The sequence below is a fragment of the Providencia sp. Me31A genome (genome assembly GCF_050487165.1).
Lineage (GTDB): Bacteria > Pseudomonadota > Gammaproteobacteria > Enterobacterales > Enterobacteriaceae > Providencia.
Genome location: NZ_JBKQGZ010000017.1, coordinates 1 through 13,353, shown reverse-complemented (window position 1 = coordinate 13,353; position 13,353 = coordinate 1). Strand labels below are relative to the sequence as shown.

Below are 13,353 nucleotides of genomic sequence, written 5' to 3'. Positions count from 1 at the left end.
AGTTTTTCTTTGTAATTAGTCATCCCTAATTTTAAAGTGATATTAATAGCCACCAGTTAATTACTGGTGGCTTTTTCATCGTTTAACTTATGGCTTAATATAGACATGCCCCATCCCTAGATCATGAATATGCCAATTAAATTTCGATTGGAATTCGTGCCCATTATCCGTTCTAATCGTTTTGATTCTAAAGGGAAATTTATTTACAACATGATTAATAAAATCAATAGCATTAGCCTGATTGTGCCTTTCATAAATTTTAAGTGCTCTGATCCGTGTCGCATCATCAATTGCTGTATATTGAAAACGTTTAATTCGTTGTCCATCAGGCGTATTAAAAAATAAAAACTTCACATCAACCTGAACATGGTGCCCTGACACTTGTTTCTGATAACGTTTAAATAGTGGTTTAGAGCGACTTCGCTGATTTTGGGGAAGTTGGTTTAATTTGTTTCTGAGCAATACATAATAGCAGCCAGAGCGTGATATTTTGATGTTATGAAACCGTAGAAGATACCAAGCGATACGTTGGGGACCAAAATGGTAAGTCGTACGCAGATAAATAACCAGCTCTTCGATGTGTTTTGCAACTCTTCTGGTTGGATTTTCAGGGCAGGGTTTATTGTTGATTAATCCTTTCTCGCCATCTCGTTCATAAGCTCTTTTCCAAGTATAAAAAGTTTCTCTACTGATCCCAAAATGACGACAAGTTTTAGCAATATTTTTGCTCTCACGGGCATGATTTAAGATTTTTGTTTTATGTGCAATATCTCGTTTAGCTTTAATGTTCATCATATCTGACCTCCGGCTACAATTAGAAAAAACTAATTGTCAACCGAAGTCCAGACTTTCATAGGTACTTTCATTGAAAGGGAACATTACATTTAATTAAATCAACTTATTGAATACTCGACCTGTTGTTTAACATATTCAAAAATAACATTTGAGTAAAAAATGGAATTCATCACAAATAATTAATTCCGGTAATGTCAGGAAATAGAGTAACGATAATGGGTTAATTTAAGGTGAAATCACGTCATTGCTATTTGCGTCAGAGTCTATGAATTGCAATTTGTAGACTCCGACACATTATTACCAGCTTCCTGAAGCGCCGCCGCCGCCACTTGAACCTCCACCGCCACCACTTGAGGAACGTGAAGAAGAACTAGAAGATGAGCTTGATGAACTTGAATCGTAACTCGATGATGAAGATGACGAATAGGAAGAACTTGATGAATATCGATATGATGATCTTGATGCAACAGATGATTGATAAAAAGGTGATCCAACTCGACTCAAAGAACAAATATCTTTCCACTCTTTTTTTTGTTTGCGAAAGAGGGGGAGTAATAAATTCAATATACTAAAAATAATTGTCATCAGTATGATATTGAAAAATATTGATAACATAATCATCAGTATTAACATAAAAGGATTAATTAGCCCATCAAAATAGACTTGTGTAAAAAATATAGCTGCCAAGGTATAGAGCGTGACAGGGCCAAACATATTCAACGATGTGGGAAAGTAATATTTATATTCTAAGTATTTTTTTAATCTTTTTAACTGTTTATTTCCTATTTTATATCCCCGTTTCCCGGATTTTTTCTTTTTTTCTGAAAGCGTTATCTCATTATTAATTTTTTTCTTTAACCATCGGGTACCAAAAATTAATTTATAAACATAAATTAGGCTAAAAATGACAAGATAAGTCAGCATAAAATGTGTTTGTAGAATCTTAAATGGAATGAGGTTTATCAGCGAATTATCAAATTCTATCGGTTCACCATTAGCAATTTGCATTGCATGTTTAAGGCCCTGTTCAATCCCGGAGTAATAATTTTCTGACTTAAAATACGGTAATATATCATTTCGTATAATTCGTCCAGTGAGAACATCCGTTAGAGCACCTTCATAACCGTACCCAATCTCAAATCGCACTTTATGGTCACTGATGCTGACGACTAATAAGATACCATTATCTTTACCGGCTTTTCCAATCTTCCATTCATTGAACGTGCGATAGGTAAATTGCTCAATCGTTTCATTGCCTATTGTCGGCACAATATACAGAACAAATTGAGAGCCATCCCCTCGATTATTTTCAAAATCAATAAGTAAATTATTTAATTTTTGAAACTGTGGTGTGGTTAATAATTTTGCACTGTCAATAACTCTATCCGTCTTTAATGGTGGAAGGCTTACGAAAGTTGCATTTGCAGTGAAGCTGAATAATAGCAAGAATAATAAAGAGAATATGTTACGAGTCATGAGCTAAAATTCACAATAGGAGTAATTTTTATTTGTTGTTCATCTTCAACACTAAAATTAGCTTTTGCCTCATAATCAAAATATTTTGCGATAATGCTATAAGGGAATTGCCTGATTTGTGTGTTGTAATGACGAACAGCATCAATATAACGAGTACGCGCGACAGAGATACGGTTTTCAGCACCTTCTAATTGCACCATGAGATCCTGGTAGAGAGAACTAGCTTTTAATTCTGGATAATTTTCTGCAATGACTAAAAGGCGAGACAGAGAATTTCCTAAATTTTTTTGAGCTTTTTGATATGTAGCAGCAATTTCAGGATCAGAAAATATATCGGTGTTAACGTTGATTTGCCCGACAGACGCCCGTGCCTGTACCACTTCTCGTAGCACATTACTTTCATGGTTTGAGTAACCCTTTACAGTATTAACTAGGTTTGGTACTAAATCGGAACGTCGCTGATACTGGTTTAATAACTCCGAAGCAGTAGCGGTTACTAACTCATCATTTTTTTGAATGGTGTTGTAATTATTAATTAATACTACTAAAGCGACAACAAAAAATAACATAAATCCAATAGATAACGTGCGCATAAAAAATCCTTTTATTTACAATTAATCAATCATAAATAGTTTTAAATTGACTTGAAATCCTCATTTGGATAGGTCTTATTTTAAAGAAATTAGAGAGAAAAGAATATTTTTATCTGTTTCTAAATATTAATAACGGCTCTTTAGTTGCTGCTATTAAATTAATACGATTTAATTCAATTCTATTTTGTATTCAGTAGTATGGTCAATAAAATTTGAGTTATGTAATCAATCCGGTGAGTAACCTGTAATAATTGTTACACCTGTTACACCTTGAATTTTTGAAAGTGTAACAAAATAAGTTCTTATTATTCAAGGCTATAACCCTTGTTACACCTGTTACCCTTTAAAATAGCAAGGTATGTATTTAATTGGCCTTATTCTGGAAGGCATTAAGGAAAAGGTGATTAACCATGCGAGTTATGAAAGTGTACTGCCCTGTTTGTGGTGAACAGGCAACAATTCGAAAAATTCAAATGGAGGGCATTGATAACATTCCTCATATTTATTGTTCCTGTAATGACTTTGAATGTGGTCATACTTACATGTTAACTCTGACTTTTTCACACACGATACAGCCAAGTAATTTAAAGCCAGCCAGTAATCAACCTATTTTACCGTTATGATTGATTTGTATTTTACGTGGCTATCTCACAGTAATTTTTTGAAGTGGTCACTTAAACGTTAAGTGTCATTTGGCAAAATAAATTTCATTCGATTTCAGTTTTTCAATTCTCTGCAACCCGCATAAACACTGGCTTTCCAGTTTTTGTGCGGTGTATACGCTCAAGTAAAAATCTCACGTAAAATAGAAAAATCATTTTATTTCAATTGGTTGTACTGTCACTAACTAAACGCACGCCACCTGAAAACTGAAATTTACTGAAAATCTTTTCACACATTTCAGTTTGAGATTTTCGGCAACGCCCTAGTATTGGCGCGGCTTGGCGATAGGGTTTGTAGAATTTTAAAACTGAAATAATTTTTAGATCCAAATTGTGCAGGCGGGTGCGGTGTAGTGCGTTTTACGTGCCAAATTGTTTTATTTCGTGTAACTTTTGTTATATAAGTGAAAATGCTTTTTTTACAAATAACAGTTCGAGTAGTTCATTTTTCTGTAACATGCTGTATTTTTCACATAAAAAAAATTCATGTATTATGATCCTCATAGCAGATAATTATATATTTTAATGATATTAGTATCTTTTTTTTAAGGAGGATGTAATGCGTTTAAAATCAATGTCAGTCAAAAACTTTAGAGCAATAAATGGAAACAATAATTTAATTAGATTTGATGATAACAATATTGTTTTTTTATTTGGTAAGAATAACATCGGTAAATCCAGTGTCTTGTATGCTTATGAATATTTTTCATCGCCAACTAAAAAGTCATTGGTTACTGATTTTTATCAAAATAACCCTGAGAATAAAATTGAAATTGAAGCGATTGTTTTAAAGGAAGCAAGTGATGATGAAAAGTTTAATGATTTAAAATTGAATAAGTGGGTTGATGATAATGGCATAGTTAAATTTAAGAAAACGTGGAGTGCAATTGATGAAAAAGCATCTAAAGAAACCTATGACCCTAAAAATAGAAGATATGAAAATAAAGGGTTTGGTGGTTTGGAAACAATATTAACTCATGCAACTCCAAATGTTATCTTTATTGAAGCAATGCCTAATGTAGCTTCATTGATTAAGTGGTTGGATGATAGAATTAAAAGTGAATTACTTAAGTCATTAAAAGAAAATCATAAGGATGAATATAACGAAGCATTAATTGCAATTAATAAGCTGCAACAGAAAGTAGAGGAAAATAGCTATTTAACAAACATGGCATCTTCTGTTAATGAGTATTTTAATAGTACATTTCCAGATCTAGAAATAAAAATACTACAAGATAAAAATAAGGAAACAGATTTAACTAAGGCATTCGAGAAAGACTTTGGAATAGCTATAGGGAAAAAAGAAATTGATAATGGTAAGTTAATTGAGACAGCTAAGGCTCTTGAAGAAATAAAGGAACAGGTTGAAAGCTCTGATTTTAGACGTTTTGATTTACATGGACATGCATTAATTAGGCAAGCGATAGTTACAATATTAGGTTTATTTGGAAATACTAAAGAGGGTGAAAAACATATAATACTTTTCGAAGAGCCTGAGCTATATTTACACCCTAGCAATAAAAGACGATTTAGAGAGACTTTGTATAGATTATCATCAAGAGATGATTACCAAATTATTTGCATATCACATGATCCCCAGTTAATTGATCTAAGTAAAGAACATATGTCGTTAGCTCGATTTGTTCAGCATCCTGATGGTACAACTGAGATATATCAAACAGATGAGACCGTTTTTAAAGGTGATGGAGAAACTAAAAATAGAGTTCAGATGTTGAATAGATTTAATCCACATATTTGTGAGTCTTTTTTTGCTGATGAAGTTGTGCTGGTTGAAGGGGATACTGAAGCTATTGTTTTACGAGAACTCATTCATAAATATTATCCGAAAAGAGAGATTTTTGTTTTAAATACAGGTAGCAAAAATAATATGCCATTTTTCATTAATATATTAAGTAATTTTAAAATAAAACAGCATATAATTCATGATTCTGATGAGAGATATTTATATGAAAATGATGGTAGTATAAAGTTAAAAGCTGATGGAGAACCAAAGTCAAATAGTGCTTGGTCTGTTAATAATAGCATCTGGGATATGATGGAAAATGCCAAATGTAGAAATAATTGCAGTGTCAAACGATATGTCTCAATACGAAACTTTGAACATGCACATGATTACTGCCATGACCCTAAACTTGGAAAACCATTATCTGCATATTTATATGCTCAAAGCTTAGATATAGAAAATAATAATATTTCTATAGTTAAACAACTGAAACAAATAGTTGGAGAGCTGAAATATGATGAAGAATTTACACCTGAATCATTGGAAAAATTAGTTCAAGAACCAACTAATTAATATGTTAATAATTTAAGTGAGTAAAAATTCATCATTTTAATTCTTCCTTCCAAGTAAAATGCATGATTATAAATTCCACGGATGGAATTTTTATCCACATGAGCTAATTGAAGTTCTATCCATGTACTATCAAAACCCTTCTCATGTAAAATCGTGCTCATCATATGTCTAAATCCATGCCCTGTCAGTCTACCTTTGTAGCCAATCTTTGCGATAACCTTATTTATACTAGCTTCGCTAATAGGTTTTTTAGCATCATTGCGACCCGGAAAAAGTATTGGATAGTTACCTGTAATGACTCGCAGCTTACCAAGTATTTCTAGAGCCTGTGGTGATAGGGGGACTAAGTGAGGACGACGTTTTTTCATGCGCTCTTTAGGTATTTCCCAAAGTGAATTTTCAAAATCAAATTCTGACCATTCTGCAAGCCGTAATTCAACCGTTCTAACACCAGTGAGCATTAATAACTGGGTGGCATATTTAGTTACTTTGCTGCCTTGGTAGTTATTCAGCGCTTTGACAAATTCAGGAATTTCATTTTCACGTAGGAACGGAAAGTGTTTAGTTTCTGGCTTGTTCATAGCTCCGGCTAAATCGGGAGCAGGATTATATTTTACTCTGCCTGTAATGACGGCATATCTAAATACCTCCCCACAACGACGGCGAATTTTACTTGCTTGTTCTAATGCTCCGCGTTTTTCTATCTTCTGCAATACGGCAAGTAATTCTAATGGCGCTAATTGGTCAATAGGCCGACTACCAATGAAAGGAAAAACATCATTTTCAAAACAACGCAATATTTCGCTCGCATAGCCTTTTGACCATGTAGAGCATTTTGATGCATGCCATTCCATTGCAACCGCTTTAAACGTATTTTCAGCAGCGTATTTTTGTGTGATCTTTTCCGATTTGCGGGCATCACTTGGGTCTATGCCATCTGAAAGCTGTTTTTTTGCTTCATCTCTTTTTCTTCTGGCATCGGCTAAAGAAATTTGCCCATACACGCCAAATGAAATCATTTTAGGCTTACCCGCAAAGCGATAACGAAATCGCCACCCCTTGGAACCATTGGGTTCAATGAGAAGGGATAAGCCATTGCCATCATTTAGGGTGTAAGCCTTATCTTTAGGCTTAGCTTTACGAATTTGGATATCAGTGAGCAGCATAATGTGTATAGTTTTTTTATCGAACCTAGACCTATACACAATACTATACACATTAATACTTAGATTCCACTAGAAGTTACTAGACCTTCTTGGAAGTCAAAATAATTAATCTATTGTTTTTATTTAAAAAATTGGAAGTCTTGAGAGGTCTTTAGAAGTGGCGATGGTGTCCCCTGCAGGAATCGAACCTGCAACTAGCCCTTAGGAGGGGCTCGTTATATCCATTTAACTAAGGGGACTTTTTGAGGCGTTGTTTTCAACTGTTCCTCTTGGTTTGTATAGTACCGTTTTTACTATGTTCGAATCAAGTCATTAGTTCTTTTTTGTTCTCGTTCGTTTGCGACTGTTTTCATTTTATATGTCTTAGTTCACTTGCCATTTTGTACATATTGAGTACATTATCGAAATATTCATTGTGTACATGAGATAAAGCTAATGGCGCTGAGCGATACAAAATTACGAAGCCTTCTAAATAAACCGTATTTAGGTAAACCTGAACTTACAGACGGTGACGGTCTTAGCGCACGTATATCTCCGAATGGAACAATAGCATTTCAATATAGATATAGATGGAATGGCAAGGCTGTAAGATTAACAGTCGGTCACTATCCAGCTATGACATTGAAAGATGCCAGAGTTGTTATTGGCGATATGCGCGAATTGTACACGAAAGGTCTTGATCCTAAAATTTATTTTTCAAAAGGTGAAACCGAGGCAACGTTAAAAGACTGTCTTGATTACTGGTGGGATAAGTATGCAGCGCAGTTAAAGCCAAACACTCAGACCTTATATAAGTCAGTCGTGTACAACACGATGTACACACAGTTTGGGAATACGCCAATTGCTGATGTACCCATTTCATCTTGGGTTAAATTCTTTGATAAACAAGAGAAGCTAAACCCTAAAAAGGCTAGGGTGTTACTTATGCAACTAAGATCAGTTATTAACTGGTGTATTAGTAGGCAATTTATTTCATCTTGTGAAGTGTTGAAGTTAAGCCCTAAAACTATTGGTAAGCGCCCTGATGTTGGTGATCGCGTTCTCACATATACTGAGCTGGCTAAAATCTGGCTAGCTTTGGAAAACTGCAAAATAGTTACTTCTAATAAACTACTTCATCAAATGCTACTACTATACGGGTCACGCCTTTCCGAGATGAGACTTGCTAATGCATCTGAGTTCAATATGGAAGATATGATTTGGACAACGCCAAGAGAGCACTCAAAAATGGGAAATGTTATTAGAAGGCCAATATTCAAACAAGTTGAGCCTTATATAGAAAGGCTGCTAAATAATGGTAATGAGGTTTTGTTTGCAGGTCAGGAAATTGACAGGGCGATAGATAGGTCGTCAGCAAACCTCTTTATGCGCAAGCTAAGGGAGTCTATTGATATCCCTGAATGGCGTACACATGACTTTAGGCGTTCGATTGTGACGAACCTATCTAGTGAAGGAGTGATGCCCCATGTTACAGAAAAAATGTTGGGGCATGAGCTTGGCGGGGTAATGGCTGTTTATAATAAGCACGATTGGATTGATGATCAGCGTGATGCTTATGAGTTGTATGCAGATAAAGTATTTTGGCATGTTAAGAAGCTGACTTCTGGTTGATTCCGCCATTATCTATCCATCGCTGAATATCAGATTTTTTATATTTGGCTGGTCGAGCTAAAACTGGCTGTGGAAATCCACATTGTTTACGTAGTCTCCATAAAGCGGTTCGTTTAATTCCGATCCACTCGTATACATCTTTTTCTACAATCAAATCTGAATTAGTCATTGTTCTTTTCCTTGTCTATCTGCTTTGCTGTATATGATAAAAATGAAACTGGATAATATTTCTTTAACTGCTCATTTGTCATTAATGATTTAAATTTTTCTAGGTGTTTATTTAAAACGCTAATTTCTATTTCAGAGGTTAACTTTTCCTCTTCCATTATTTTTTTAAGTTCATTCCTGCAATCCCTTGCTACTTTTCTGCGTCCATTCTCCATTTCCTGTGGTGTCATAGGCCACCTATGCTATTTTCCATTCATTTAATATTTGATTGCCGATATTTATTAATTCATCTCTATCGACAGTGCTAATTATCTTTCGTGGTTTAATGTACGGTCGCCATATTAAAAGCATTGAGCCTTTATTATTTCCGTTAACTGGTTTGTTTGTACCAGCATTAATAAAAGATATTCTTCCTCCTGTAATTAATCTCACCTCATCAACTGTTTCTAATGCCGAATTAAACCATCCGACAGAAGTATCAGACGGAATTAACATCACGACAGGCTGTAATTGTTTTTTACATTGCTCAGCAGATTTATTAATCCATGGCTGACTTTCACTGTACGGGGGATTTATCCAAATAGCCCCATAACTTTCCCAATCGCAATTTAACGAGTCGTCTTTTTCGGTGAGATAATGAGTGCAAAGGTGGTTATTTTTATCGGCCGCAGCATCTAAATAGAAACCAAATTCGGCGTCCAATGCTGTAAATAAAGGTAGGGGAGTTTGCCATCTATCACGCAATTCCTTTGGTGTGTGGCTGCCTCCGTAATCAGTTTTCATGCCTCATTACCTCTCCACACTTAATCTCAACATCCCGCACCATCATTATCTGCATAGCACGGCTCTCGCATTCTTGCTGTGTGTATATTTGCTCAGATACAGGCACAGCAGAACCCTGTATTAGCATGAGTAATACACATTCGATTGTTTGAATGAATTGTTACTCTGAATTTTAGGTATAAAAAACCCTGCTAGTGCAGGGCTGTAACCTATTTAATTGAATCAATTAGTTCTGATATCGCATTGATCGGATAGCTAGGTATTAAATCATGAACTAAAGTTGTTTCATCATGAGAAAAAGAAACGTCACCGATGGTGCTATTCATTACTCTTTCAACTAGTTTGTTAAAGTCACCTGATATATTAATTATCACCATCAATTTCTTGCTAGATTCAAAATCAAAATTTATCATTCTTAGTAAGTAAGCATTAAGTCTTCCAGCATCAATTTTATTAAGCTGTATATGGTCATCATTCATGGTTTTTATTGCTACTCCGGTAGCTTGCCGGACAAGAATTAATTTATTCTCTTTGTTGCATGACTCAATAATAGAAAGAAGTTTTTTGTTCGATGAATTAATCATATCCAACTCAATCAATAGAGAGTTTTTTATATTGCTATTTTTTTTAGCTTCGGCTTTATTCTGGAAAAAGTATATTATAACTGTGGCAAATATACTTGTTGAAGATATGACACTAGCTACCATGACAACCCAATCAAACCAATCTCTGCTATTCATTTATATTATCCTTAACGGAAATGAAATCATGAATCATACTCACATCCATGTGACTAATCCACTGTCAAAATGCCTCCTTATATACGCGATGGGTTGATAGGAATGTAATCAAGGAAACAAAGCGTATGGGTTTTGAAATTAAGACTGGGGAGTATGCAAACTTTCGGGAAGTAAGAGAGGTAAAACGCATAGTTTGCAAAACATGCAATGGCAAAGGTCAAGTTAGTCATTCATGCCGATGTAATGGGCGTGGCGAGGTACTGGATAAAAAGGAAACCGAGAAACAAGGTATTCCAGTTTACAAAACATGCTGCAAGTGCTCAGGTCGTGGATATTCTCGGCTGCCAGCTGAAGATGTAAGACGCGAAATATGCGAAAAGGTATTTGATTTACCCGAAACTTCATGGCGCAGAAACATTAAGCCATTCTATGAAATGCTAATTCAAGAGTACTTCAAGGAGCAGGGAAACGCAGAAGAGCAACTGTCAATTGTCACAAAAAGAGAAAATAGAGCCTCACTTCGGTGGGGCTCAGTTATTTCTAGCTTGCTAATTAACTTAACGGATTTTTTGTATCTAAAACCCTCATAAATTAGAAACATTTTTCTTGAGCTGTTCGAATGCTATTTTTTCAATCTCATTGATTGACATTTTTCTAACATCAGACTCACTCTTGTTAATAATCATTGTAAATTGATAATTTTGGTTTTCATAAAGATCTAGTTTATCTCCTGATAAATCAGTTATTGGAATGGCTTCGTTATCAGATATGTGAACATCTATCACTGATGTATTAATACTATGCTCACCTACATTTTGAAAAAAAATAGATTCTAATCTTAAGGCCATGAAATCGCCCTCTACAAATTAAATGTTTATTTAGTTTAGAAAGTTAACTTAACAAAATATATAAGTATATTTACTTTCGCTATAATTCAGCTACATATTCAAGAGGTCGCCTACCCGTCAATACCGTCTGAGGCATTCCAGCAATCTGTTGAAGGTGCTTATTACGCTAAACAATTTCGCTTTCTGTACGAAAATAAACGTATTGGCACACTTCCTGATAACTCTCACCTACCTGTAACACGGACATTATTCAAGTTCAGCTGAATATCACAGCGGCCAATATTCCCCCAACCATTACACGCATTCCACCTGTAAAACCAGATGGAAAATAACACTCAATAGCCCGTTAGTTCGGGCTTTTTTATAGCTTAAGGAAAGTACATGTTAATTATCAATAAAGATGCAAAATTAGAAATGACAAAATGGATTGAACCAGTCGAGGGCGTGAAGTTGCTCGTGGGTTCTATTGGTGATGAAAGCTATCAAACACTAAGCTCAGCTATCTATCGCCATATTGACCGGCTTGATAACAAAATGAACGTAGGTACACCCGAGTTTGATATCACCAAAATTGATATCACTCAAACGCCTGACGATTTGTTAATGGCCACAGCGGCTCGTTATTTGTTGAAAGATTGGCGAGGTGTTGGAGAGCTGAATGTGAAAGGTAAGCAAGTCGCCATCGAATACACGCCTGAACGCGGGGCGATACTACTAAAACAAAACCCCGAGTTTTACTGGAAAATTCTCAATGCTGCTATTGAGCTAGGCAAAGAAGAATCAGTACATGTGGCTGATACAGTAAAAAAGCACTAGACGCTCAGAATTGGCTAGCTGAGTTCGGCGGTGATATTGGCGATAAAGCCAAATGGAAACGCAAACAATTAGGGCTTCCTGATATTCCAGCGCCAGAGTTTGATGGTGTCACAAATGAGCTACTCATTGCTTATGGTGTCATAGGAAGAAATCGCCGCTATGCTGGAATGACAGCCTGCCCACTACCTCTATCCCTAGTCGATATCGACCAGTATCTTGCATCAAGACCCACAGCAATAAGCTGCAAAGAATTCGATGCTGCTATTTTTGCACTTGATGATCTATTCCGCGAAGAATGGATGAAAGAGCAGGAAAGGAAAGATAAAAAATAGGGCATTTCTGCCCCATATTTTTAGTGGTTTGCTATTTCCTTTCTTGCTAATTCAGCCAAGAAAGCAGAGCGATTTTTATAGTGTCCATTTTGAGCTATATATTTATCGATAGCGGTAAGTAAGTTGTTAGGCATAGTTAAATTGAATTTAATAGCCTTAGACTCATACTTTGATGGGTCTATTTCAACCAAACCTAGGATCCCGTCATCTTCTTTTAATCTATCGTCATTCAGATAAACAGCAGGGTCTTTAGGTGCAGGAACGTGACCACCTTTTTCTGTAAGTACTTCCATATGTTGAGCAAATGCAGATTCTGCATTTCTAATGGCGCTCTCAATGTTATCACCAGCAAAGAAGCAGCCATCTACATCAGGAAAATAACCATCAAAGCCATCTTCTGTTTTGAATATAAAGAGTGGGTATATCATATCTAGCCTCTCAATAATGTTGATGAGTATGCAGAGGAAGGGGCGGTATTAACCGCTCCCTTTTATAGTAACTTAAGCCCTGATATTTTCTGAGCTTGCCGGATGATACCCTTTGATGAATCCTTTCTCGGGTGGGGAACGGTGATAATTTTATCGATTCCCTCTTTAGTTAAAGTAACGTGACTGCCGTCTTGTCTTGCTTTAACCCATCCATCAGCGATTAGTTTCTTGATTAACTCTGCACTACTCATCAACCCTCCGTTTCGTTGATGTGGGTATAATACCCACACTTTGATGTAATGTCAATATATTATGGGTATAGAACCCACTATTTTTATGGAAAATGGAACAGCAATTAATAAGAAAATGATGACTACGCTAACCCGAAACCAGCAGTGTCCATGTGGTAGTGGAGTTCGCTATAAGTGGTGTTGTGGTAAGTTGAAGTAGGAGGGGTACCAATGCGTACCAAGTAGGTATCACTGTGTATGTATGGGTCTTCCCCGATCATGGTGGTCAGACTCAAAATCCCATATCTAAATTACCATAGTGAAACATCACTGCTGTTTTAAATCGTTCTTGATTTCGATAACCTCTTGCTTTGATCCTCAATAATCT

17 protein-coding genes, 1 tRNA gene and 1 pseudogene are annotated in these 13,353 nt (G+C 35.7%); 7 read left to right on the top strand and 12 right to left on the bottom strand.

The window, feature by feature from the left end:
* Positions 1-93 precede the first annotated feature (93 nt).
* The 3 genes and pseudogenes from ACLPIE_RS14625 to ACLPIE_RS14615 all read right to left on the bottom strand — a co-directional run.
* Positions 94-795 (bottom strand): annotated as a pseudogene (locus tag ACLPIE_RS14625) (helix-turn-helix domain-containing protein); the annotation flags it as partial.
* 297 nt (positions 796-1,092) lie between these two features.
* Entirely contained in the window at positions 1,093-2,271 is a 1,179-nt protein-coding gene (locus ACLPIE_RS14620) for a TPM domain-containing protein (RefSeq protein WP_430262526.1), read from the bottom strand.
* Positions 2,268-2,864, bottom strand: a complete 597-nt coding sequence (locus ACLPIE_RS14615; protein ID WP_430262525.1) for a LemA family protein — start codon at positions 2,862-2,864, stop codon at positions 2,268-2,270. Before ACLPIE_RS14615 ends, ACLPIE_RS14620 begins: the two co-directional genes overlap by 4 nt.
* 410 nt (positions 2,865-3,274) lie before the next feature.
* On the opposite strand from ACLPIE_RS14615, the gene ACLPIE_RS14610 reads away from it, so the two are divergent.
* Both ACLPIE_RS14610 and ACLPIE_RS14605 read left to right on the top strand, forming a co-directional pair.
* Entirely contained in the window at positions 3,275-3,487 is a 213-nt protein-coding gene (locus ACLPIE_RS14610; protein ID WP_272528619.1) for an ogr/Delta-like zinc finger family protein, read from the top strand.
* Positions 3,488-4,085: 598 nt separating this feature from the next.
* Positions 4,086-5,843 (top strand): ATP-dependent nuclease, encoded by a 1,758-nt coding sequence (locus tag ACLPIE_RS14605; RefSeq protein ID WP_430262524.1) that lies wholly within the window; start codon positions 4,086-4,088, stop codon positions 5,841-5,843.
* On the opposite strand, the gene ACLPIE_RS14600 is transcribed toward ACLPIE_RS14605, so the two are convergent.
* Both ACLPIE_RS14600 and ACLPIE_RS14595 read right to left on the bottom strand, forming a co-directional pair.
* Entirely contained in the window at positions 5,840-7,009 is a 1,170-nt protein-coding gene (locus ACLPIE_RS14600) for a tyrosine-type recombinase/integrase (protein ID WP_430262523.1), read from the bottom strand. The two genes, ACLPIE_RS14605 and ACLPIE_RS14600, sit on opposite strands and share 4 nt — an antisense overlap.
* A 164-nt stretch (positions 7,010-7,173) precedes the next feature.
* A tRNA-Arg gene (locus ACLPIE_RS14595) sits at positions 7,174-7,248 on the bottom strand.
* Positions 7,249-7,444: 196 nt separating this feature from the next.
* Here ACLPIE_RS14595 and ACLPIE_RS14590 point away from each other — a divergent pair.
* Entirely contained in the window at positions 7,445-8,620 is a 1,176-nt protein-coding gene (locus ACLPIE_RS14590) for a tyrosine-type recombinase/integrase (RefSeq protein ID WP_430262522.1), read from the top strand.
* Here the strand turns inward: ACLPIE_RS14590 and ACLPIE_RS14585 are convergent.
* From ACLPIE_RS14585 to ACLPIE_RS14570, 4 genes are all read right to left on the bottom strand, one after another.
* Positions 8,598-8,789: a helix-turn-helix transcriptional regulator gene (locus ACLPIE_RS14585; protein WP_430262521.1), complete on the bottom strand. Its 192-nt coding sequence runs from the start codon at positions 8,787-8,789 to the stop codon at positions 8,598-8,600. The two genes, ACLPIE_RS14590 and ACLPIE_RS14585, sit on opposite strands and share 23 nt — an antisense overlap.
* A complete protein-coding gene (locus tag ACLPIE_RS14580) occupies positions 8,782-9,018 on the bottom strand; it encodes a hypothetical protein (RefSeq protein ID WP_430262520.1) in 237 nt (78 codons plus the stop codon). Before ACLPIE_RS14580 ends, ACLPIE_RS14585 begins: the two co-directional genes overlap by 8 nt.
* Positions 9,019-9,025: 7 nt before the next feature.
* Entirely contained in the window at positions 9,026-9,571 is a 546-nt protein-coding gene (locus ACLPIE_RS14575) for a phage N-6-adenine-methyltransferase (protein WP_430262519.1), read from the bottom strand.
* 209 nt (positions 9,572-9,780) lie between these two features.
* Positions 9,781-10,311, bottom strand: a complete 531-nt coding sequence (locus tag ACLPIE_RS14570) for a hypothetical protein (protein ID WP_430262518.1) — start codon at positions 10,309-10,311, stop codon at positions 9,781-9,783.
* A gap of 125 nt (positions 10,312-10,436) precedes the next feature.
* Between ACLPIE_RS14570 and ACLPIE_RS14565 the strand changes: the two genes are divergently transcribed.
* A complete protein-coding gene (locus ACLPIE_RS14565) occupies positions 10,437-10,901 on the top strand; it encodes an antitermination protein Q (protein WP_430262517.1) in 465 nt (154 codons plus the stop codon).
* On the opposite strand, the gene ACLPIE_RS14560 is transcribed toward ACLPIE_RS14565, so the two are convergent.
* Positions 10,896-11,159 (bottom strand): hypothetical protein, encoded by a 264-nt coding sequence (locus ACLPIE_RS14560; RefSeq protein ID WP_430262516.1) that lies wholly within the window; start codon positions 11,157-11,159, stop codon positions 10,896-10,898. The two genes, ACLPIE_RS14565 and ACLPIE_RS14560, sit on opposite strands and share 6 nt — an antisense overlap.
* A 381-nt stretch (positions 11,160-11,540) precedes the next feature.
* Here ACLPIE_RS14560 and ACLPIE_RS14555 point away from each other — a divergent pair, with 381 nt between their 5' ends.
* Positions 11,541-11,975: a hypothetical protein gene (locus tag ACLPIE_RS14555; RefSeq protein WP_430262515.1), complete on the top strand. Its 435-nt coding sequence runs from the start codon at positions 11,541-11,543 to the stop codon at positions 11,973-11,975.
* A 167-nt stretch (positions 11,976-12,142) separates the two neighbouring features.
* On the top strand, positions 12,143-12,307 hold the full coding sequence (locus ACLPIE_RS14550) for a hypothetical protein (protein WP_430262514.1): 165 nt from the start codon (positions 12,143-12,145) through the stop codon (positions 12,305-12,307).
* A gap of 20 nt (positions 12,308-12,327) precedes the next feature.
* Here the strand turns inward: ACLPIE_RS14550 and ACLPIE_RS14545 are convergent, their stop codons facing one another.
* Positions 12,328-12,735 (bottom strand): type II toxin-antitoxin system HicB family antitoxin, encoded by a 408-nt coding sequence (locus tag ACLPIE_RS14545; RefSeq protein ID WP_430262513.1) that lies wholly within the window; start codon positions 12,733-12,735, stop codon positions 12,328-12,330.
* A 62-nt stretch (positions 12,736-12,797) separates the two neighbouring features.
* Positions 12,798-12,986: a type II toxin-antitoxin system HicA family toxin gene (locus tag ACLPIE_RS14540; protein WP_430262512.1), complete on the bottom strand. Its 189-nt coding sequence runs from the start codon at positions 12,984-12,986 to the stop codon at positions 12,798-12,800.
* 61 nt (positions 12,987-13,047) lie between these two features.
* Here ACLPIE_RS14540 and ACLPIE_RS14535 point away from each other — a divergent pair, with 61 nt between their 5' ends.
* Positions 13,048-13,185 carry an SEC-C metal-binding domain-containing protein gene (locus ACLPIE_RS14535; protein WP_430262511.1) on the top strand — a complete coding sequence of 46 codons (138 nt, stop codon included), beginning with the start codon at positions 13,048-13,050 and terminating at the stop codon, positions 13,183-13,185.
* Positions 13,186-13,353: the final 168 nt, after the last annotated feature.